Origin of the sequence: Glaciecola petra, from assembly GCF_031846345.1 — a bacterium.
GTDB lineage: Bacteria > Pseudomonadota > Gammaproteobacteria > Enterobacterales > Alteromonadaceae > Glaciecola > Glaciecola petra.
Map to the genome: position 1 here is coordinate 210,904 of NZ_JAVRHX010000005.1, position 20,695 is coordinate 231,598.

General features: G+C 40.0%; 20 protein-coding genes and 1 tRNA gene. 13 read left to right on the plus strand and 8 right to left on the minus strand.

The features are described from left to right. Positions 1–2: 2 nt before the first annotated feature. From RM552_RS15320 to RM552_RS15330, 3 genes are all read right to left on the minus strand, one after another. Positions 3–1,166, minus strand: a complete 1,164-nt coding sequence (locus RM552_RS15320) for an iron-containing alcohol dehydrogenase (protein ID WP_311369743.1) — start codon at positions 1,164–1,166, stop codon at positions 3–5. A gap of 141 nt (positions 1,167–1,307) precedes the next feature. Further along, positions 1,308–3,395, minus strand: coding sequence for an alpha-amylase family glycosyl hydrolase (locus RM552_RS15325; RefSeq protein WP_311369744.1), 2,088 nt, complete (start codon positions 3,393–3,395; stop codon positions 1,308–1,310). A 23-nt stretch (positions 3,396–3,418) separates the two neighbouring features. Then, on the minus strand, positions 3,419–4,429 hold the full coding sequence (locus RM552_RS15330; RefSeq protein ID WP_311369745.1) for an aldo/keto reductase: 1,011 nt from the start codon (positions 4,427–4,429) through the stop codon (positions 3,419–3,421). A gap of 256 nt (positions 4,430–4,685) precedes the next feature. Between RM552_RS15330 and RM552_RS15335 the strand changes: the two genes are divergently transcribed. Both RM552_RS15335 and RM552_RS15340 read left to right on the plus strand, forming a co-directional pair. Further along, positions 4,686–5,189, plus strand: coding sequence for a DinB family protein (locus RM552_RS15335; RefSeq protein ID WP_311369746.1), 504 nt, complete (start codon positions 4,686–4,688; stop codon positions 5,187–5,189). Between the two features lie 34 nt (positions 5,190–5,223). After that, positions 5,224–5,787, plus strand: a complete 564-nt coding sequence (locus tag RM552_RS15340) for a PhnA domain-containing protein (RefSeq protein ID WP_311369747.1) — start codon at positions 5,224–5,226, stop codon at positions 5,785–5,787. 24 nt (positions 5,788–5,811) lie between these two features. Here RM552_RS15340 and RM552_RS15345 read toward each other — a convergent pair whose 3' ends face one another. Next, a complete protein-coding gene (locus RM552_RS15345; protein ID WP_311369748.1) occupies positions 5,812–7,569 on the minus strand; it encodes a bifunctional lysophospholipid acyltransferase family protein/GNAT family N-acetyltransferase in 1,758 nt (585 codons plus the stop codon). Between the two features lie 244 nt (positions 7,570–7,813). Here RM552_RS15345 and pyrC point away from each other — a divergent pair, with 244 nt between their 5' ends. Continuing rightward, positions 7,814–8,890, plus strand: coding sequence for a dihydroorotase (gene pyrC, locus RM552_RS15350; RefSeq protein ID WP_311369749.1), 1,077 nt, complete (start codon positions 7,814–7,816; stop codon positions 8,888–8,890). Positions 8,891–8,934: 44 nt separating this feature from the next. After that, positions 8,935–10,374 (plus strand): ATP-dependent RNA helicase DbpA, encoded by a 1,440-nt coding sequence (dbpA, locus tag RM552_RS15355; protein ID WP_311369750.1) that lies wholly within the window; start codon positions 8,935–8,937, stop codon positions 10,372–10,374. 13 nt (positions 10,375–10,387) lie between these two features. Here dbpA and RM552_RS15360 read toward each other — a convergent pair whose 3' ends face one another. Next, positions 10,388–10,906 (minus strand): rhodanese-like domain-containing protein, encoded by a 519-nt coding sequence (locus tag RM552_RS15360; RefSeq protein ID WP_311369751.1) that lies wholly within the window; start codon positions 10,904–10,906, stop codon positions 10,388–10,390. A gap of 78 nt (positions 10,907–10,984) precedes the next feature. On the opposite strand from RM552_RS15360, the gene RM552_RS15365 reads away from it, so the two are divergent. The 4 genes from RM552_RS15365 to RM552_RS15380 all read left to right on the plus strand — a co-directional run bounded on the left by RM552_RS15365 (position 10,985) and on the right by RM552_RS15380 (position 14,921). Next, positions 10,985–11,398 carry an MAPEG family protein gene (locus tag RM552_RS15365; protein ID WP_311369752.1) on the plus strand — a complete coding sequence of 138 codons (414 nt, stop codon included), beginning with the start codon at positions 10,985–10,987 and terminating at the stop codon, positions 11,396–11,398. Continuing rightward, a complete protein-coding gene (locus RM552_RS15370; protein WP_311369753.1) occupies positions 11,398–12,255 on the plus strand; it encodes a histidine phosphatase family protein in 858 nt (285 codons plus the stop codon). Before RM552_RS15365 ends, RM552_RS15370 begins: the two co-directional genes overlap by 1 nt. Positions 12,256–12,320: 65 nt before the next feature. Then, positions 12,321–14,162, plus strand: coding sequence for an ABC transporter ATP-binding protein (locus RM552_RS15375; protein WP_311369754.1), 1,842 nt, complete (start codon positions 12,321–12,323; stop codon positions 14,160–14,162). A 180-nt stretch (positions 14,163–14,342) separates the two neighbouring features. Then, on the plus strand, positions 14,343–14,921 hold the full coding sequence (locus RM552_RS15380; RefSeq protein WP_311369755.1) for a pesticin C-terminus-like muramidase: 579 nt from the start codon (positions 14,343–14,345) through the stop codon (positions 14,919–14,921). Between the two features lie 8 nt (positions 14,922–14,929). On the opposite strand, the gene RM552_RS15385 is transcribed toward RM552_RS15380, so the two are convergent. After that, complete coding sequence (locus tag RM552_RS15385; protein WP_311369756.1) at positions 14,930–15,604, minus strand: nitroreductase family protein; 675 nt, start codon at positions 15,602–15,604, stop codon at positions 14,930–14,932. A gap of 130 nt (positions 15,605–15,734) precedes the next feature. On the opposite strand from RM552_RS15385, the gene RM552_RS15390 reads away from it, so the two are divergent. After that, positions 15,735–17,132 (plus strand): sugar porter family MFS transporter, encoded by a 1,398-nt coding sequence (locus RM552_RS15390; RefSeq protein WP_311369757.1) that lies wholly within the window; start codon positions 15,735–15,737, stop codon positions 17,130–17,132. A 23-nt stretch (positions 17,133–17,155) separates the two neighbouring features. On the opposite strand, the gene RM552_RS15395 is transcribed toward RM552_RS15390, so the two are convergent. Beyond that, positions 17,156–18,010: a crotonase/enoyl-CoA hydratase family protein gene (locus RM552_RS15395; RefSeq protein ID WP_311369758.1), complete on the minus strand. Its 855-nt coding sequence runs from the start codon at positions 18,008–18,010 to the stop codon at positions 17,156–17,158. A 217-nt stretch (positions 18,011–18,227) separates the two neighbouring features. Between RM552_RS15395 and RM552_RS15400 the strand changes: the two genes are divergently transcribed. The 4 genes from RM552_RS15400 to RM552_RS15415 all read left to right on the plus strand — a co-directional run bounded on the left by RM552_RS15400 (position 18,228) and on the right by RM552_RS15415 (position 20,036). Continuing rightward, positions 18,228–18,304: transfer RNA gene (locus tag RM552_RS15400), tRNA-Trp, on the plus strand. A gap of 86 nt (positions 18,305–18,390) precedes the next feature. Continuing rightward, positions 18,391–18,768: a preprotein translocase subunit SecE gene (secE, locus tag RM552_RS15405; RefSeq protein WP_311369759.1), complete on the plus strand. Its 378-nt coding sequence runs from the start codon at positions 18,391–18,393 to the stop codon at positions 18,766–18,768. Positions 18,769–18,771: 3 nt separating this feature from the next. Then, a complete protein-coding gene (nusG, locus tag RM552_RS15410; RefSeq protein ID WP_311369760.1) occupies positions 18,772–19,308 on the plus strand; it encodes a transcription termination/antitermination protein NusG in 537 nt (178 codons plus the stop codon). 224 nt (positions 19,309–19,532) lie between these two features. After that, a complete protein-coding gene (locus RM552_RS15415) occupies positions 19,533–20,036 on the plus strand; it encodes a fasciclin domain-containing protein (RefSeq protein ID WP_311369761.1) in 504 nt (167 codons plus the stop codon). A 113-nt stretch (positions 20,037–20,149) separates the two neighbouring features. On the opposite strand, the gene RM552_RS15420 is transcribed toward RM552_RS15415, so the two are convergent. After that, positions 20,150–20,542: a VOC family protein gene (locus RM552_RS15420; protein WP_311369762.1), complete on the minus strand. Its 393-nt coding sequence runs from the start codon at positions 20,540–20,542 to the stop codon at positions 20,150–20,152. Between the last annotated feature and the right edge of the window lie 153 nt (positions 20,543–20,695).

Genomic DNA, 20,695 nt, shown 5'->3' on the forward strand with positions numbered 1-20,695 from the left:
AATCAATATGCTTGTTGGTAGATTTGCAAAGCATCTTCGAATGTCACTGGTTTAGGGTTGTTGCCTAAAAGACGAGTTTGTTGCATTGCATCTTCTGCAAGCATCGACAAATGATTTTCGGTAATTGAGTATGATCTTAAGCGTGAGGATAATCCTAAGCCGTTCATCAATTGTTGAAAATAATAACTCAGGTTTTCGGTTGCATCGCAATTGTTAGCCAGTCTATTTGCAGAAGATTCTGGTAATATTGAGGGGCAAAGTTCGGCATATAAATCATTCGCGTGGCTGGCATTAAAACGCAAAACATGCGGCAATACTATGGCATTACTCTGACCATGGGGTATTTTAAAGTGACCACCTAAAGGGTAAGCTAACGCATGCACTGCACCCACTGGGGCATTGGCAAAAGCCTGCCCAGCCAAACAAGCCCCTAGCAGCATATTTTGTCTAGCAGTTAAGCATTTACCTTGGTGTGTTGCTGTTTCTATATTACGGGATAGCAGTTTTAATGCTTGGTGTGCAAGCATGTCAGAATAATCATTTTTCTTTTCTTTGCTTGTAAAAGCTTCAATTGCATGGACCATTGCATCGATACCACAAGAAGCGGTCACAGCAGGTGGCAAATTAAGCGTGAGTTGAGCATCTAAAAGGGCAATGTCTGGGAGTAGTTTTTCAGATACGAGCGCCGATTTTGTTGTTTCACCTGTCGTGAGTATTGAAATAGGTGTTACTTCAGAGCCAGTTCCAGCGGTAGTAGGAATAAGTATTAACGGACTTCTTTCTACTTTTATCTGGTCTATTCCATACATGCTACTTAAATTTTGTTGGCCGCTTAATAATACTGATATTGCTTTTGCTGCATCTAAAGAACTACCGCCACCAAAGCCAATAACACCATCAACTGTGTTATCGCGGGCAAATTGTGTGCCTTCGAGTATAATGTCGTCGCTTGGATCAGGCATGATTTTATCGAAAATTTCATAAGCGATATTATTACGCTTTAAGCTTGTTGTTAACTCATCGATTAAGCCTAAATTGACAATGCTTGGATCGCTAACAATAAGCGGGTGTTTAATGCCTAGGTCATTACAATAATGCGCACAATTAGAAGTGCCACCGATTTTACTGATGATTTTTTTGGTTGTGATAAAGCTAAATGTTTGCAAAAGTTTGACTTTAATAAATAACTGTAAACACATCTAAGTTTAAAGCTATTTGTTTAGTTTACAAATTTAATTCATACTCTAAACACTTTTTCTGTATTCAGGTTTGCTCAGTTTGGTATGCGCATAGTAACCGCTGTTATATCAATTGATTAAGCGCGCAGTATGTTCTTTGCTTTGTTCTCTATAGTTAGTAGCCACGACTCTAACATCTATAAACTCACTCAATAATTCGGGCATAAGTGCAGCTCTATACGGAAAAGTAGTATCAGTTGCAATTTGTGTTTCTTCGCCGTTAGCACGCACTCCAAAAAAAGTCAGCTTGGCCAGGTTAAATCGCTCGGGCTTATCAAATGTAATATCGACAGGAATAAAAACCCGGTCATTTTCTTCGTAGCTTGCTTGAATTTCAACTTTGCTAATTGTTGAATACGATATTGGCTCAATGGATTCGAATAAACTGTAACTCAATCCAGGCATGTCAAATTGCAGCGTATCGTCAATCTTCTTCACCTTGCCTTCGCCCGCAACATATTTATATGACTTTTGTTCTGCGCTGATTTCGAATTGTTGCGCATGTGTTGATAAATTAAATACAACTAGTAAATCTTGCATCAAAGAGGGCATAACACGACTAAAGGCATAAACGCGTTTGTTTTCATCGACTGCCCTGTTTATATGTTCACCATGACGTAAGCTTGGGTATGAATTTCTTATTTTTGCTAGATTCGCAATACTCAAATACAAAGGATGCTGTGTATTAAAATTGTCGTCTGCTGTAGTTTGTTTTGTGCCAATAAGATTGTTGTCGTTGTATACAGCAACTTGCGAAGGGTCCATATTTTCGCGTGCATCCACATCGCCACCGTCGCCAGTAAAGCCTTGTTCATCGCCATAATAAACAACTGGCACTCCGCGTGAGAAAAACATTAATGCGTGCCCAAGTTTACTACGTTGTAGCATTTCTTGTTCATCAATATCAGGGAGACCCTGCTGTATAAAGTGTCCCACACGTCCCATGTCGTGATTGCCTAAAAAGTTAAGTAAATCATTAGGGCTCGAATCAGCATCGCGGTAATAATCGTCGTTATCAAACAAGCTTGATAATTGTGATAAGCTTTTATTGTTCATCAGCACGTCTTTCACATTAAAAGCGAAACCGAAATCGAGGACAGAAGGAAGCTTTCCGACGGTTGTATATTTGCTTAAACCGGCTGGATTTCCGTCATACACTTCACCGAAAATAAAGAATTCTGGTATGCCCAGTTTTTTTGCATGTTCGGTAATTGCAGGCCCAAAAGCTTGCCAAAATTCAATGTCGACATGTTTTACAGTGTCAATACGAAAACCATCAGGTTTAAATTCAGAAATAAGGTCTTTAAATACTTCAGTAAGCCCATCAATAACCTCTGGCTGACTGGTATCAATATCGTCTAGGCCGACAAAATCTCCTTTAATTGCGCTTTCCCCCTGCCAAAAAGAATCACCTTGATTGTTGTAGTATTTTGGATCGTTGAGCCATGCGGGTACTTTGACATTTTTTTCATCTTCACGCACAAAGGGAGTATATTTTTTACCTTCAGCGAGTTCTGCTGAACTAATAAAAGCACAAGCTTTCTGGTTTTCTTCGAGAAATTCCCCAGACGGCATATGACATTCTTCGTACTTAATTACGTCGGCAGTATGATTAGTGATGATATCGAAAAAAACCTTCATATCTCTAGCGTGGGCTGCAGCTATCAGACTTTTTAAATCATCGTTGCTACCAAAGTGAGGGTCAATTTCGGTAAAGTCTACTACCCAATATCCATGATGCCCAAAACCATCCGGTTGTATGGCTCGATTTCGTAAAATAGGGGTCATCCAAATTGAACTGACCCCCAAGCCTTGGATATAATCGAGCTTGGCTTCGACACCCGCAATATCCCCGCCATGAAAAGCCCATTTAGAGTTTTTATCAAGTCCACCGAATGAAATTGGACGATTAGGATCGCCATTGTCATTGCTAGGTTTTGCATTATGAAAACGGTCGGGCATTACAAAATAAAAGATTTCATCTTGAATGTCGCGGGTTAAATAGGGCTCAATGTTTGTGCTTGTAGCATTAACACTATCCACTTCATCTTTAATCTTTTGGCTTTTTTGTGCAGGCGAACATGCGGCTAGTATTGTGCCAACTGTGATACAAAAAAATGTCAGTCGAAAAGTATGAAATAGTGTTTTATGCCTCATGTTAACCCCTATAATTTTATATTTTATGGCACTTCTTGCCCGCGGCTAGCTTCAAAAATTGCATACCAATGTTCTTTGCTAAGCTGTATATTTGTGGCTTGTGAAAGTGCTTTAAGACGTGAACTTTTACTCGTGCCCAGAACCGGTTGAATACCACTTGGGTGTCGCAATAACCAAGCTAGTACAATTGCGTTATTTTCTACTTCATATTCTTTAGAAAGCGTCTGAATTAATTCACGGGTAGTGTTAATGGCTCTTAATTTTTCTTCAGAATAAGCAAGTTTATCTGTGGCGACTTCGTCACGACCGAATAGACCTTGTGATAATGCACCCCATGCTTGCAATTGAATACCTGCTTGCTGACTAAACTCTAAGGTTCCGCGAGGAAATCCATATTGCTTGTTTTCTGACATGTTAGTAGTAATGCCATCTTCTACAAAACCTGCTTTTTCGAGACTCATTTCGAGTTGATTGGCAATAATTGGAATGCTAGTTGCGCTTTGTAACCATGCTATTTGTCCTGCGTGCATGTTTGATACTGCCAAGTATTCAAATTTGCCTTGTTCATGCAATGTGCTTAACGCTTGCATCATGGGTTCGAGCTCAAGTAAGGGATCTGGCCTATGTAAAAACAAAATATCTAAATTTTGGTTGTGAAGACGCTTTATACTGTTATTTACACTTTCGCATATCCAATCAGCCGATAAATCATACTGTTTTGTGATTTTGGTGGAAGTATTTATGGGTGGCAGTTTTATACCAACTTTTGATTGCAAGATGAGATGATGGCGAAGAGAACGTTCTCTTTTAAATAGTTCGCCAATAATTTTTTCAGACTTACCGTAAGTGTAAATATCAGCTAAATCGATAACATTAATACCTAAGTCAATTGCTTCTGTGACAAGGTCAAAGGCCTGATTGATATCTTCAGTGGTGATGGGCGACTCATCCCAAGCACCTAGATTCATAGTACCTAAAATTAAGCGGCTAGCATCAGGAAAATATTGATGAATAGCTAAAGTTTTGTTGGTCATATCGATTACTTTTTTGTTATTGAATAAATATTACCAAAGTATAACAGTTTGCGTAGTTGAATACGTATGCGTAACAAGTGTTTGAATATTTTCTATAATTGAAATAAAAGTGTGATATTTGGGGTCTACAATAATATGCACATAAAATAATAAGATTCTTTAGTTGTTTTTGAAATATGATATTATAAATCAAATGCTGCTTATTTATTGAGACCGCATCAAAGGCAACCTTGGACAAAACTTAAGAAGGATAGACATGTCAAATAGTTATACCACTATAGTAAACCAAGCGATTGATTTACTTGAAGGTTTAAACCTTAATGAGTACCAGAAGCAGTTGCCACCGCATTTTCCAAGCAGCATTGGCGCCCACATTAGACATGTAGTCGACCATTTTTTAGCATTAATGAATGGCCAAAAACAAGGTCATGTTAACTATAATATACGTCATCGACACAACAAAATTGAACAATTACCTGATGCTGCAATCGAGACATTACAGCAAATAAACACGTGGTTAAATGATTTGTCAGACACTTCCTTGCGAAATGAAATATCGGTCACTTCAGAAATTGATGTCACTTGTGCAAAGTCTGCAACTTGTCTTTCTACGCTCGAAAGAGAATTGGTGTTTGCTAGTAGTCATGCTATTCATCATTACGCTTTGATACGAATTATGTGCAGCATGCAAAATAAAGCAATTCCTGAGTATTTTGGCTATGCGCCTGCAACCATAACTCACTTGACTAAGAGCGCCTAGAAATCAGGTTTTACTACAAAAAATAAGGCTAGATTTGTCTATTCAAAGTTTACTCCTAACACGCAGTGACGGTAATTGTGAGCTGTGCCAATCTGCGCCCTCCGAAAATATGTTTTTAGTCCCCGAATCGACACAAACTGACCTCAATTCACATTTACATTTATGCAATTCTTGTTTGCAAAATATTGAACGCGGACCACAGCATGATATGCAATATTGGCGATTTTTAAGCGTCAGTATTTGGTCGACATTGGCACCTGCACAAGTCATGAGTTATCGTTTACTGCATCAATGTGCTGCAGAAAGTTGGGCTCAAGATTTACTGGATATTGCTTACTTAGAAGAAGATCTGCAGCAGTGGGCAGATGCAGGTTTAAGCGAACTAAAAGAAGCCACTTTAGATGCTAATGGCGTGTCGCTAAAAGCAGGTGATGCAGTCACTATTATTAAAGACTTAGATGTCAAAGGTGCAAACTTTACAGCTAAACGTGGCACCGCAGTTCGCAACATTGGCTTATCTGAAAACCCTTTGCACATTGAAGGGAAAGTCAATGGTCAACGAATTGTTCTTATTGCCGCGTATACTAAGAAAAATTAAAATAGGGCTTGTTTAGCATTGTTTTTATTTGTCTTGCCAATAATCTAGAAATTCTTGAAAATTATCGCCCATGTATAGTTTTAGCAAACGTTTAGGTGATTTAACCATGTCTACACTTAACAGCAATCCAGGTGTGTCGTTAAAACTTTTGTCTATTGCGAGCGCATGAAATTTAGCACCCATTTTAATATATTGTTTAGCTAAAGTTGGTATGCCTTTTCCGTCGTGTTCTAAACTCATCAGCATAGGACCGATGTTTTCGAAAAGGTCTTGTTGTTCAGATAAACTGGCTATTTCCGAATGTAAATCAAAATTGAAGCTATCTCTGGGGCTAACGTTGTCGGTGTATTCGGATTTTATTAAAAGTGACTCGATAAGTTTAACGCTTTTGGGTTGATACAATTTGCTAATTGAAACCGTTCCATAAAGCATGCGGTATTGAGGATATTTAAATACAAAGGCACATATTCCCTTCCATAATAGCAATAAGCCTTGAAAAGAGCCCTGAAATTCAGGGACTAAAAAAGAACGACCTAATTCAATACAGGGAAATTTTCGGTTCATAAATTCGGGAGCAAAATCGAACATCTTGTGCAAATAAAGACCATCCATTCCATCTTTTTCAAGGAGTTTGTCGGTCAAACCCATTCTATAAGCACCCATGATTTGGCAAGTTTTTTTGTTAAATATAAATAATTGGGTATAAGTTGCATCAAAATGGTCGGTATCTAGTGGCTCGCCACTACCTTCGTTAAATTCTCGAAATACTAACTCTCTTAGTCTTGCTATTTCAGTCACAGTATTTGGCATTTGATGCTGATAGCCATAATAAACTTGATAGTTTTTATTTTCGATCAAGCGCTGTTCGATTGGCAGAGAATCAATTTCGGCTTGTAAAAGATTCGTGTCGACAGGACTTAGCAGAGGCTTCATATGCGTGACCTTGTCGGGTGGCCAGTTATACGACCAACTACTATCCTGCAGATACGACATACCTCTGCATAAATCTGCACTTTGAACGTGATTTTCATGTTTAAAATATTTTTGTTCTACTGGATATCCCGCATTTAAGTTGATTACGGCGCCTGTTTTATTTAGTAACTCTCTGGCAAGTAATAACATTCTTATACGGTAGTAAACTCTACCTAAACGATAAAACCATTTACTATTGGTGCCGTTTACAAAAACAGGCACATATTGGCAATTGTTAATGCTAGTTAATCGACCAACTATTTTGTTCCAAGTGTGTTCGCTTATTCCGCTTTTCTCTGCTTGGTAATATGACACTCGTCCTGCTGGGAAAAGCAATAAAGCTCCCCCAGCACCGACATGTTTGATACATTTCCGCAACGACGGCCCGTTAGTAGGGTCTTTTTCTGATAAAGGGTTAGTAAAAATAAAATAATCGCGTAGTTCTTTAAATATGCCGAGACCTTTGTTTGCCAATACTTGTAAGTCGGGTCTAACTTGTCCAATAATTCGTGCTAAAATAACCCCTTCGATACCGCCAAATGGATGATTGCTGGCAATTACAACAGGGCCTGAAGTTGGGATTTTTTCTTGTAGTGCTTGAATGCCTCTAATATCAAGTTTTAGTATGTCGATGAGCTTGTCTGCAAAGTCTTCTTTGCTTAAACCCTGCATTTGATGCAGGTGATAAAGTTTGTTCATACGAGAAATACCGAGCGCTTTATCGAGCATTCTAACGATTACTCGGGTAGGCCAAGCGGCATCTTTTATCAAATTATTGATACTAATCTTGTATGTTGCAGCCTCAGACAATGGTAAAACTCCTATGTGTACATCTACTGCTAATAGACCTGTCGTATGACAATTTATTTCATGTTAAATAGGAAAGCGTAAAAGATCCCTAAATCAAGTCAAAGACAAGTATAAACAGTCGAAGCTTTTTAGGCTATACTCCCTGCGCTAAATTAGATATTTATCATGACTTATTTTCGAGAAAAATTAATCTGATTTTCCGCCCGTTTTCTTCTAAAAATTGCGAATATTTAAGGTAACAAACATGCACGATCTTGCTAAGCGAATCAGTCTGACCATTCAAACGCCAGATGACTGGCATTTACACTTTCGGGATGGAGAATTACTCAAAGAAACTGTGCCCGCTACTGCCAGATGTTTCAAACGTGCCATTGCTATGCCAAATTTGGTTCCACCGGTTACCACTACCGAAATGGCACTTAATTATAAGCAACGCATACAAAATGCAGCGCCTGAAGGCAGCGGTTTTGATGCCTTGGTAACACTATATCTGACTAACGAAACCACACCCGCTGAGATAGAAAAAGCCAAAGCAGCCGGAATTGTTGCCAGTAAACTTTATCCTGCGGGTGCCACAACAAATTCAGATGCAGCGGTTAAGGGTATTCGGGATTTATATCCAGTATTTGAAAAAATGCAAGATGTTGGCATGTTGCTGCTCATACATGGCGAAGTGACCGAAAATCATATTGATATTTTTGATAGGGAAAAAGCATTCATCGATGCCTATTTACGCGACATAGTGCGCGATTTCCCGAGTTTGAAAGTAGTATTTGAGCATATTACAACCAAAGACGCAGCCGATTTTGTTGAAAGCGCAAGCGTTAATGTAGCCGCCACAATTACCCCCCAGCATTTATTGCTCAACCGAAATGATTTGTTGGTAGGTGGAGTTCGTCCTCATAATTATTGTTTGCCCATTTTAAAGCGAAATATTCATCAACAAGCTTTACAGCAAGTAGTAGCGAAGGGCTCAAAAAAGTTTTTTTTAGGTACCGATTCTGCGCCGCATGAAAAACACAAAAAAGAATCTGCTTGTGGATGTGCCGGTTGTTATAGTGCTTGGAGTGCTATTGAGCTTTATGCACAAATTTTTGAACAGCTAGATGCCCTAGATAAATTAGAAGGATTTGCAAGCCACTACGGTCCCGATTTTTATGGCTTGCCTCGAAACGACGGCACTATTACGCTGGTAAAGGAAACTTGGAAAGTACCGGAATTAATAAGTTTGGCCGACAATGGCACAGTAAGTAAACAAGATGACATTGTGCCTTTTTATGCCGGACAAATGCTTAATTGGCAATTGTCTTCCGTCAATTAGTAATTAATAAACAATTAAATGAATATCAAGGTTTTAAAATAATAATGACCCCCAACAACACTCAGCAAAATGAAGCTAGTACTTTTCAATCGCTAAGCCTTCCTTTGCCTATAAATAAAGCCTTGGCGGACTTAAAATATACGCAGTTGACCACAACGCAAACTGCATCTTTACCCTATTTATTGCAAAACAAAGATATCGCGGTTAAAGCCAAAACAGGTTCGGGTAAAACCTTAGCTTTTAGTATTAGCTTGTTAACAGGCTTGTTAGAACAAGCCGATGATATGGGAGAAACTAATACAAGCAATAAAACCAGTATTTATGGTTTGGTACTTTGTCCAACCCGAGAGTTGGCCCAACAGGTCGCTGAACAAATACGTTTATTGGCAAAGCATATTCCAAATACTAAAGTCTCAAGCTTTGTGGGAGGTGTTGCAATTGGACCTCAAATTGCCTCTTTGGTGCATACACCTGATATTGTGGTAGGTACGCCCGGACGCATAATGGATCTTATTCGAAAAGGAAAACTCAAGGTAGAAAACGTACAAAAGTTAGTGCTTGATGAAGCAGATCGTATTTTGGATATGGGCTTTAGTGATCAAATGGAGTGGATTCTAAAAGCTCTACCTAAACAGCGTCATAGCATGTTGTTTTCAGCTACTTATGGCGGTGCAATTGAACGTTTAACCAAGCAATACTTAAGGCAAGCAGGCATTGTTGAAGTAGAAAACACTGAACAACATTCTCAAATCAGTCAACTGGCTTATGTATTGCAAGATAATCGATTAGAGCAAGGCGTATCTGCGGTGTTAACTCATCACCAACCTAGGTCTTGTATGATATTTTGTCAAACCAAAGTACATACTCAAAATCTCTGCAACGAGCTACAGCACTTGGGTTTTAGCGCCTTAACAATTCATGGCGATCTGACCCAGTTTGAACGCCAGCGTGTGCTTACCCAATTTGCTTTACAATGCTGTAATGTGTTGGTGGCCACAGATGTTGCTGCCCGAGGTCTCGACCTTGAACAAGTAGAATTAGTTATTAATGCGCAAATTGCCGAGTCTTCAGAAACACATACTCATCGTGTAGGTCGCACTGGCAGGGCAGAACATTCTGGTACGGCGATTACCTTAATCGAAGAATCACAGAAAGCGGCACTTGAACGCATCACTCATGAAACGGAAAGTAAAATTCCAATAAAGCATATTCAGGCTTTACGTTTTCATGCTAATCGAATAGTTCTGCCAGCTCACGAATGTGTGATGGTTGATGGTGGTAAAAAACAGAAAATAAGTAAAGGTGATTTACTTGGCGCTTTGATTAAACAAGCGGGAGTACCCAAAGAAGACATTGGCAAAATGCAAGTGACACATGACAAATGCTACATAGCTATCAAGCAACGCAGTGTTAAAAAGGCACTTGGGCATTTTCGAGAACATCGGGTTAAAGGCAAAAGCCTTAGGGCTAGGAAACTGAAATAGCGTTTAAAAAAGTCTATTTGTTCCACGGAGCCATTGCTATGAGACGAGCTAATCCACAAAATCCGCTTAATCCTGCAAACAATAGTCCTGCACCAACAAAGGCTGCTGCAAAATTGAAATTAGCAGAATAGAAGTGGGCCAGTAACGAAAAGCAAAGTACAAGTGTGCCAATTGCAATTTGAACTTGTCTATCAAGGGGCAAAACACTACTGCTACCTTTTGTCACCTCAAAATTAGCCGCTTCCCACGCCTCTATCCCGCCTGCTAAGTTATGTAATTTTAATGCTGGATTTTGTTGTAATAATTTTTCGCAGGCTTTGTTGCCTCGCATGCCTTTTTGACAATAAATTACAATGTTTTCAGCACCATTTATTTCTAAGTCTGCGGCACTAATTTTACCCAAAGGCATAAGTGCTGAACTAGGAATATGTTTGGTATTATGTTCGGCAGGTTCTCGCACATCTATGAATGTTGCTGAGCTATTGTGCAGTTGCTTGGCTTCAGCAGCGTCAATAGTGTTTATTGCAGACATGCTTACCTCTCATTTGGGTTTTGTTTATAGTATATTTGTGTATTATGACAGGAAATGCATAAAAAAAGGAAGGCACACGTGAACTACACAATTTTAGCCCTGATTGCTTACATTCTATGGACAATGCTGTTGCTATTGTCTTTGGCTGGTTTCAGAACTTTTTACAACAAAGCGAATAATAGAAAATCTTTAAAATTTGATGCTAGCGGAAATGATGTGGGTGGTTTTGGCGAGCGTTTAACCAGAGCGCACGCTAATTGTTATGAATCTTTCGTGTTTGTCGCAGGACCAATGATAGTGGCCTTAGCTACTGGATCGGCTGCCATTACTAATGGATTAGCGATTTATATGATACTGGCGCGTTTAGCCCAATCCATTGTTCATATTGCGTCGGTTGCAAATATTGCAATTATCCTTAGATTTGTATTCTTTTTGGTGCAGTTTGGTATCGCGGCTTACTGGCTCATTTTACTATTGCAGAAATTCGCCTAGTGGAAAGCGCTTTTCAGCTCAATAGAACATATTATCGATGCTTAGCAGCGTTATTTTTGCTTATTGGCCTGATGGCTTGTTCGCAAGACAAAAGAACACCAACTGAATATGACCTCTACTTAGTTCGTCATTTTGAAAAAGCAAAGCCCGAGTTTTCGGGCGATACTGATGTTCACTTAACGGGCAAGGGCAGCGCGAATGCGGTTAAACTTGCTAATATAATGACCGTGCATGACGTCAAAATGGTTTTCAGTACACAATACAAACGCACGATACAAACAGCACAACCAACGGCGAATGCTTTAGGAATTGCAATACAAGATTATGATCCTCGACAGCTTGAGACATTAGCAAAAGAATTATTGGCGCTTGGTCAAAGTGCTTTGGTTGTAGGGCACAGTAATACAACCGGTCAATTGTTTGGCTTTTTAGGGTGTGAAAGTGTTGAATTGAAAGAGGATGATTATGGCGACATTTTTAAAGTCAGTCTTTCAGTGCGTGAACATCAAATGCCAAGCGTTACAAGTTGTAGTCAATACAAATTGGAAGAACCCAATATATTATTTGTTCAATCTGGGGACCTGTCTAATTATTGGCAATACGTAAGTGATAAGCCGGCGTTTAAAGCGACACAGGGTTTAACACCTAGTGTGGATGGTTGGGTTGAACTTGGCCTTATTATCGGTGTAGATGGCACAGTGAAACAGGCAGAGCTTTTGCAAAGCTCGCCTGATTTAGCATGGGAGCAACATGCGCTTATTGCCGCCGACAATATGGTGTTTGAAAAGGCGAAAAACGCGAATATATCGCAACCCATATATACAACATGGGTATTTTACTTTAATGCGAAGCCTTAGCCTCTTTATTGCTAGAACCGTGCTATTATTCCGGTTGTATTTTTTCGCTGTTAATAAGAGTCTCGATGTTTTCTTTTTTTGAACGTTTAACTCAGGCCTTTCCTGAGCAAAAATCTGAGCTGGCACCCAAAACCTTGGTCGCGTTTTGTCGACATTATTCTAAAGGTATGCTCCACGTTCTGCTGGCAGTCTCGGCGCTAAGTGCCATTATCGCCATTTTAGAAGTGTCATTATTTGGTTTTATGGGACAGTTGGTAGACTGGTTTTCTACTCGTGACCCCAACACATTTTTAGACGAAGAAAAATCCAGCTTATTATTCATGGGTCTACTGGTTTTAATTATCTTACCCGCCTTGATTATTCTTGAGTCACTGTTAACTCATCAGTCAATACTGGGTAATTATCCCATGCGGATAAGGTGGCTTGCTCATAAATACTTGCTTAAGCAAAGTTTGTCGTTTTACCAAGACGAATTTGCTGGACGAGTAGCAACCAAAGTTATGCAAACCGCCTTAGCTGTGCGCGAAACGGTTACCAAAGTGCTTAACCTGTTTGTGTATGTAAGTGTATATTTTACATCAGTTGTGGTACTAGTTTTTTCAACAGACTGGCAACTGGCTTTGCCCTTGGTAATTTGGCTAATTTTATACTGCATTATTTTATATATTATGTTGCCAAAATTAAAAAAAGTATCGCAGAAACAAGCAGATGCGCGCTCCATTATGACCGGCAGAATAGTTGATAGTTATACCAATATAATGACCGTTAAACTGTTTTCGCATCATCAACGAGAGGAAGAGTACGCTAAAGAAGCAATGGACGGTTTTTTACAAACTGTCTATCCGCAAATGCGATTGGTTACGGTGTTACAAGCTTTAATATGGGGGATAAATTCATTATTGGTGTTTTGTATCTCTGCTCTAGCCATTTATTTATGGATAAATGGCAGAGTCAGCCCTGGTGATATAGCCATTGCGGTCAGTTTGAGTCTCCGTCTCAATGGTATGTCTCAATGGATCATGTGGGAAGTATCATCTTTATTTGAAAATATAGGCACGGTGCAAGATGGCATAGACACCTTAGCTGTTCCTGCCAGCATCGTAGATGCTAAAGAGGCAAAAACATTAGTGGTTAGGGGGGGCGAAATAGAATTTTCCAAGGTTAATTTTGCTTATACAGCTAAAAATAACCGCAATATTGAAGTATTCAAAGATCTAAATATTACCATTAAGAAAGGTGAAAAAGTCGGTTTAGTAGGGCGTTCAGGCGCCGGCAAATCTACTTTAGTGAATTTACTACTGCGTTTTTACGATATTCAATCAGGTAGCATTTCTGTAGACAAGCAAGCATTGAGCGAAGTGAGTCAAGAAAGCCTTAGAGCCAATATTAGTATGGTCACCCAAGACACTTCGTTGATGCATCGCTCGGTACGCGACAACATCATGTATGGCAGAACAGATGCGACAGAAGAGGATATGATTAACGCGGCTAAACAGGCTGAGGCACATGACTTTATACAAAATTTAAGTGATGCAAAAGGCCGGACGGCTTACGATGCCCATGTGGGTGAGCGCGGGGTAAAACTCTCCGGCGGACAACGCCAACGAATTGCTATTGCAAGGGTGATGTTAAAAGACGCGCCAATTTTAATTTTAGATGAAGCAACATCTGCACTAGACTCCGAAGTAGAATCTGCTATTCAGCAAGGCCTAGGCCAAATAATGCAAGACAAGACAGTGTTGGCAATTGCGCATCGATTATCGACAATTGCGCAAATGGACAGATTACTAGTGCTAGACGAAGGCAAAATTGTCGAAACGGGTAGTCATCAAGAATTGCTTAACTTAAATGGTATATACGCCAAATTGTGGGCCCATCAAACCGGCGGTTTTATTGGTCTGGATTAAGGTCAATCCACACTTAACTGTTGTCAGGTTTATATGGTGTTTCACTAAGTCTATTATTTAATAGAATCGGAAATTACAAATTTAATTGCAATTTTGGGCACGTTATCTGTAATCTATAGATGATTAATTGCGGGGTTATGCATTGCGTAGCTCATATATGCGCAATTTAGGGAGAAATATATGGTAGCGGATAAACCACAAAATCAGCATTATCACGATGCTATAGATTTTGAATTCATTAGTAAATTAGAGGGCGGTTGCGTCTTAAAAGGGTATGTGCCCGACCATAAAAATAGCAAGAGTGGTGTCACCATTGCCACCGGATTTGATTTGGGCGCTCGAAATGATAGAGATCTCCGTAAAATTGGCTTAAGCCCAGTGTTAATTGGCAAGTTATATCCCTACCTCGGCCGCAAAAGCACCGAGGCATACGAATATATTCAGCAACACCCCTTGCGCATAAGTAAAAACGAAGGAAACATTGTTGATACCGGTGTAAAGCGTCTATTAATCGAAAAATTGGTCGAGAGATACAACGAAGACAGCCAACTAGCGTTTAACGATTTACCCGCTTGTTGGCAGACGGTCATTGCCTCGGTTGAATTTCAGTATGGAAGCATTCGTAAAGCTTGCCCTAAATTTTGGTCTTATGTCACTCAACAAGAATGGGATACTGCGATAAACGAACTAAAAAGCTTTGGCGATAATTATGCGTCTCGGCGAAACCAAGAAGCAGAGTACGCTTTACAAAATAGTTAAAACTCGTTTTACATAAACGTACAAATTTGCGCTAAAGATTTCTTTTTAACCGCATGTTCAGGGATAGTAGCGTCTTCTGCAGGATGACCAACAACTAACAACATATAAGCCCGCTCAGTATCAGGACGTTTGCATATTTTTGACAAAAAACTCATTGGTTTCGGCGTGTGAGTAAGTGTCGCAAGACCAGCGGTATGCAAGGCAGTTATCAAAAAGCCAGTGGCAATGCCTACCGACTCATGGATGTAATAGTTTTGTTTATTGTCAGATTCTTCAAGCCCTCCTTTTTTTTGGCTAAAAATAGCAATTAGCCAAGGTGCCGTCTCTAAATATGGTTTGTTTGCATCAGTCCCTAAGGGTTTTAAGGCATCTAACCATTCTTCACCGGCACTACCATCATAAAACCTTTTTTCATGCTGCTCAGCTTGATCGCGAATTTGTTTTTTAACCTCACTAGACGAAATAGCACAAAAATGCCAAGGTTGATGATTAGCGCCGTTTGGTGCGCGACCAGCCGCTTTTATGGCGTTTTCTATCACACTTTTAGCGACGGGCTTATCGCTAAATTTACGAACGCTATGTCGGCGTTTAATGTGGTCAAAAAACGCCAAAGACTTTTCTAACATGGTGTTGTCGTCGTATGAAATAAAATCATTTAACGGAAGCGCTTTTTCTTCGTTCATATTGCACCAAATCCTTGCTTATCAATTTTCGTTTTAGCTTTATAAAAACAACTTTGTACAAAGCCTTTTGTTTACTTGTTTACATTATATTCACATAATAGGGAAATAATACAAAAAAATATGGAAGCACATGAATACCCAAGAAAACATCCCACTCATTATTTTAATATGTTGCGTCGCGACTTTAGGTGGCTTTTTATTTGGTTTCGACAGTGGCGTTATAAATGGCACAGTTGATGGTTTAAAGTTAGCCTTTAATTCTGAAGAAATGGGCACAGGGTTTAATGTAGCAAGCATGTTGTTAGGCTGTGCTGTTGGTGCTTTTTTTGCTGGGGCCCTGGCTGATAAGTTCGGTCGTAAAAAATTATTGTTGGTCGCTGCGGTACTATTTATTGTTAGTGCGTGGGGCTCGGGGATTGCTTCTAGTTCATTGGCATTTATTTTCTATCGTATTTTAGGCGGCCTTGCTGTGGGAGCGGCTTCAGTAATGACTCCTGCTTATATCAGCGAAATCGCCCCTGCAAGAATGCGTGGACGCTTAGCAACGATTCAGCAAGTTGCAATTATCAGTGGTTTATTTATCGCCTTTGTTAGTAATTACTTACTTGCGGATAAAGCAGGTTCATCAGTAAGTGAATTTTGGATGGGCTTTGAAGCTTGGCGTTGGATGTTTTGGATAGAACTCATTCCTGCTGTTTTGTTTTTAGTACTGCTTTTCTTTATACCCGAGAGCCCTAGATTTTTAGTATTTGTGAAGCGTCAAGAACAAGCAAATATCGTTTTGACAAGGCTTTTTGGTACCAATATGAGCCAGCAAATGTCAGCTGAAATTGAAGCCAGCTTAGAAACTCAGCAAACGCCAAAGTTGTCTGATATTGTGGATAAAAACACGCGCAAGATACGCGCAATTGTGTGGGTCGGTATAGGCCTTGCTGTATTTCAGCAGCTAGTGGGCATAAACGTAATTTTCTATTATGGTGCGGTTCTATGGCAAGCGGTCGGATTTACTGAAGCTCAAGCCTTAACTACCAATATAATTGGTGCAGGTATCAGTATATTTGCATGTTTAATTACCATTGCATTGATTGACAAAATGGGCCGAAAGCCATTTCTATTGGTGGGGTCAGTAGGCATGACCCTTACCTTATTTATTTTGGTTTATGCATTTGCCAGCGCCGACATCGATCCGCTCACTGGTAATCTTGATTTAGGCGAAAATGGTGCGTTGGCATTAATTAGCGCAAATACTTACATCTTTTTCTTTAATATTTCTTGGGGCCCTGTGATGTGGGTTATGCTCGGCGAAATGTTCCCTAATCAAATCAGAGGCTCTGGTTTAGCAGTGGCTGGTTTTGCTCAATGGATAAGTAACTTTGCAATAACCATGAGCTTCCCAATAATGTTGACGGGCATCGGACTCGCGGGCGCTTATGGTTTCTACGGATTCTGCGCTCTAGTTTCGATTGTGTTTGTGCTTATATTTGTACACGAAACCAAAGGCAAAACCCTAGAAAGTATGAAGGGCTAACTTTTATAGGGTTTTTCCATAGCTTAATCTGTTTTAGGATGAAGCTCTTCAAATTGTGGCAGTCGTTTTTCTTGACCGGCTGCCATCGCTTCATGCACATCAGGCAGTTGTAGCATGCCACTTTGCCATGTTGCCATGTAGTTCAGGCTGTCTTGTACGCTATGGTCACGCGTATAGTTAAGCATTTCTTTGCTGCCGGCGACAGCCATTGGCGAATTCATGGCAATTTGCTGGGCGATAGCAAATACGCCTTCCAACATTTGTTCTTGGTCGCTAAATACTTGATTTACAAAACCATGTCGAAGTGCTTCATCGCTTTTCATTTTACGTCCAGTGTAAGTGAGTTCTCTAACCAGGCCATGAGCTAATAAATGAGGTAAGCGTTGCAATGTACCTACATCTGCTGTCATCCCAAGCTGCGTTTCTTTTATGGTAAAAAAGGCATCCTCAGTACAATAACGGCTATCGCAAGCACAAATCATATCTACCGCGCCACCTATTGCGCCTCCTTGCACGGCGGCAAGCACTGGAATACGAATTTCTTCCAGCGCATTAAAACTGTCTTGTAGAGCCAATACCATGCGACGCGAACGTTCGGCCCGTCTTGCGGGCTCACCTTCAAAGCTACTGCCCATGTTGGCGAAGACCGATAAGTCCATGCCAGCAGAGAAATGTTTGCCTAAGGAACTTATAATAATGACCCTTGCCGAAGCTTCTGCGTCTATATGCCTAACACACTCTGGCAGTTCTTTCCAAAATGCAGTAATCATGCTGTTTAGGGAATCGGGTCGATTAAGTTGTATGTGAGCAATAGCGTTTTTAATTTCTACTTTCAAAGTGCTGTATGTAGGGGTATTACTTATTGTATTTTCTAGCATGGTGCGTCCGAATAGATGATATTAATAAATGCTAGTGTAGAGACTTGATATTGCAATTCAAGTAAAAGCCCATATTTCACTTGTAAGATTGACGTGCATAAGTATAATACGCGTCCCTCCCTTATGACGCTGACGATTCCCAACGAAAACGACAACTTCACAAGGGTAGTGTAACTGTAGGTTGGTAAGCAAAGAAAAACACGCTAGCCAAGGCAATAGGGGTGTAGTTCTAATTGGTAGAACAGCGGTCTCCAAAACCGACGGTTGGGGGTTCGAGTCCCTCCGCCCCTGCCAATCACAATTTGATATTGTGGATGGTGTATGCGCAACAGAATTTAAGTAACACAAAATAAGTGTGTTACGTTTTGAAGGTATTAGGAATGAGTGATAAGGCAGAAAACGCTTCAAATCCATTAGACTTAGTCAAGTGGGTATTGGTAATTGGTTTATTAGGTGGCTTGGTCTATGTATACAATCAGTACCAAGATGTATCGGTATTATACAGAGCCCTAGGCGCAGTGGCAGTAGCTGTAATTGCCTTAGGTATCGCTTCAACCACAATCAAAGGGCAAACCTTTTTGTCATTTGCTAAAGAAGCACGCATTGAGGTTAGAAAAGTTGTTTGGCCAACCAGGCAAGAAGTGGTTCGTATGACGCTTATTATTTTACTCGCAACTGCTTTAGTGGGACTTATGCTATATTTGATAGATATGGTGCTAGTATGGCTTGTGGGTATTGTTACCGGGATCGGAGTATAATAAATGGCTGATAAAAAATGGTATGTAGTGCAGGCTTTTTCTCAATACGAAGGACGTGTTAAAAAGACGCTCGAAGAGTACATAAAAATGCACGACATGCAAGAGCATTTTGGCGAGATATTAGTGCCAACAGAAGAAGTTGTCGAGATGCGGGCAGGTCAAAAACGCAAATCTGAGCGTAAATTTTTCCCTGGTTATGTGTTGGTCGAAATGGACATGAACGAAGACTCATGGCATTTGGTCAAAAGCATTCCACGCGTACTTGGTTTTATCGGCGGCACATCAGACCGCCCAATGCCCATCACTAATCGTGAAGCCGACGCCATATTGAATAGACTCGAAGAGTCTGTTGACAAGCCGAAGCCGAAGACTTTGTTCGAACCAGGCGAAGTGGTTCGTGTTACCGATGGTCCTTTTGCTGACTTTAACGGAACTGTAGAAGAAGTTGACTACGAAAAGAGCCGCTTGAAGGTCTCTGTTTTGATTTTTGGTCGTTCAACACCGGTTGATTTAGAATTTGGCCAAGTAGAAAAAGGCTAAGTTTTTACAACAAAAACCTATTTTAAAAATCTCCCTTGATGGGAGATTTTTTTTGCTTATTTATCAGTACTGAACAAAGAAAAAGGTTCATTAATAAGTATTAAATAATGTTTAGAAATTAAACAAAAGTAATATTGAATCCATAAGCTTCAGATTCCTTATAAGACATCAGATGACTGATTGACAGTCATTAAATTGTCTACCATTTTTTAAAGGAATCTTGCATGAAAATTTTTAATATTAAGTCTTTTGTTACCGTAGTATTTGCTTCTTTGATATTTGTTTCAGTTGCCCAAGCGCACAACCACAAAGATAAAAAAGATATCGTTGACGTTGCCGCGTCAAACCCAGACTTCTCAACTCTAGTTGCTGCAGTTAAAGCTGCTGGCTTAGTTGATGCGTTAAAAGGCGATGGCCCTCTTACTGTTTTTGCGCCAAATAACGCAGCTTTCGCTAAATTACCCGCTGGCACTGTTGAAGACTTGCTAAAGCCTGAGAACAAAGACACGCTTATTGCAGTGTTAACTTATCATGTAGTAGCGGGTAAAGTGATGGCAGCTGATGTAGTGAAAGTAAGTTCAGCTACAACGCTTCAAGGCCAAGATGTCGCGGTAAAAACAATGGACGGTAAAGTGATGATCGATAACGCTCAAGTTATTGCGACAGATATAAAAGCAAGCAATGGTGTTATTCACGTAATCGACAGCGTGATCTTACCAAAAAGCTAAAAATGTTATCCCCACACACTACGTCATCCCCACGCGCTATGTCATCCCCACGCGCTATGTCATCCCCACGAAAGTGGGGATCTCAACAACAACACCGCATATTCAATAAAGTTCTACTTTTGCGAATGCAAGCCAATCATATTGCCTTCAGTGTCTATGACCATGCTACAAAAGCCATGTTCACCTAACGACATTTTATGGCGCTCAACTTTCCCTCCTGCATCTACAACTCTGCTTTCCTCTATAGAGCAGTCAACGCAACTAAAATAAACAATAGTGCTATTGTTGCCAGCGCTAACTTCTTTGGTATGTACCAAAGCCCCCGACGCACCATATTGAGTCATGTCTGCTGTAAAAGCATACATTTGGATACTGTCGTCACTTGGGTCCAACAAAGAGGTGAGTGTTTGGTCAAAAACTTTCTCGTAAAAGGCTTGTGCTCGGGGCATGTTGTCTACATAAACTTCAAACCAGCCCACGGGATTGGGTATAATAGATTCACTCATAAATCATCCTTTATTAGCCTTAAAAAGCAGGCATAATTTATTCATTTGCGTACGTTAGCAATAAAGATGTTTATATGTCACTAAAAATGTTAGTTTACATGTGAATTAAGTGTTGCAATTAGTATGCCTAAAGCATATAATTTGCGCCCTTTT

What these genes read in the sequence shown, in the direction of transcription:
- RM552_RS15325 (WP_311369744.1), bottom strand. Translation starts at nt 3,395, where the DNA reads ATGAGGCATAAAACACTATTTCATACTTTTCGACTGACATTTTTTTGT.
- RM552_RS15330 (WP_311369745.1), bottom strand. Translation starts at nt 4,429, where the DNA reads ATGACCAACAAAACTTTAGCTATTCATCAATATTTTCCTGATGCTAGC.
- RM552_RS15335 (WP_311369746.1), top strand. Translation starts at nt 4,686, where the DNA reads ATGTCAAATAGTTATACCACTATAGTAAACCAAGCGATTGATTTACTT.
- pyrC (WP_311369749.1), top strand. Translation starts at nt 7,814, where the DNA reads ATGCACGATCTTGCTAAGCGAATCAGTCTGACCATTCAAACGCCAGAT.
- dbpA (WP_311369750.1), top strand. Translation starts at nt 8,935, where the DNA reads ATGACCCCCAACAACACTCAGCAAAATGAAGCTAGTACTTTTCAATCG.
- RM552_RS15360 (WP_311369751.1), bottom strand. Translation starts at nt 10,906, where the DNA reads ATGTCTGCAATAAACACTATTGACGCTGCTGAAGCCAAGCAACTGCAC.
- RM552_RS15375 (WP_311369754.1), top strand. Translation starts at nt 12,321, where the DNA reads ATGTTTTCTTTTTTTGAACGTTTAACTCAGGCCTTTCCTGAGCAAAAA.
- RM552_RS15380 (WP_311369755.1), top strand. Translation starts at nt 14,343, where the DNA reads ATGGTAGCGGATAAACCACAAAATCAGCATTATCACGATGCTATAGAT.
- RM552_RS15385 (WP_311369756.1), bottom strand. Translation starts at nt 15,604, where the DNA reads ATGAACGAAGAAAAAGCGCTTCCGTTAAATGATTTTATTTCATACGAC.
- RM552_RS15390 (WP_311369757.1), top strand. Translation starts at nt 15,735, where the DNA reads ATGAATACCCAAGAAAACATCCCACTCATTATTTTAATATGTTGCGTC.
- RM552_RS15395 (WP_311369758.1), bottom strand. Translation starts at nt 18,010, where the DNA reads ATGCTAGAAAATACAATAAGTAATACCCCTACATACAGCACTTTGAAA.
- secE (WP_311369759.1), top strand. Translation starts at nt 18,391, where the DNA reads ATGAGTGATAAGGCAGAAAACGCTTCAAATCCATTAGACTTAGTCAAG.
- nusG (WP_311369760.1), top strand. Translation starts at nt 18,772, where the DNA reads ATGGCTGATAAAAAATGGTATGTAGTGCAGGCTTTTTCTCAATACGAA.
- RM552_RS15415 (WP_311369761.1), top strand. Translation starts at nt 19,533, where the DNA reads ATGAAAATTTTTAATATTAAGTCTTTTGTTACCGTAGTATTTGCTTCT.
- RM552_RS15420 (WP_311369762.1), bottom strand. Translation starts at nt 20,542, where the DNA reads ATGAGTGAATCTATTATACCCAATCCCGTGGGCTGGTTTGAAGTTTAT.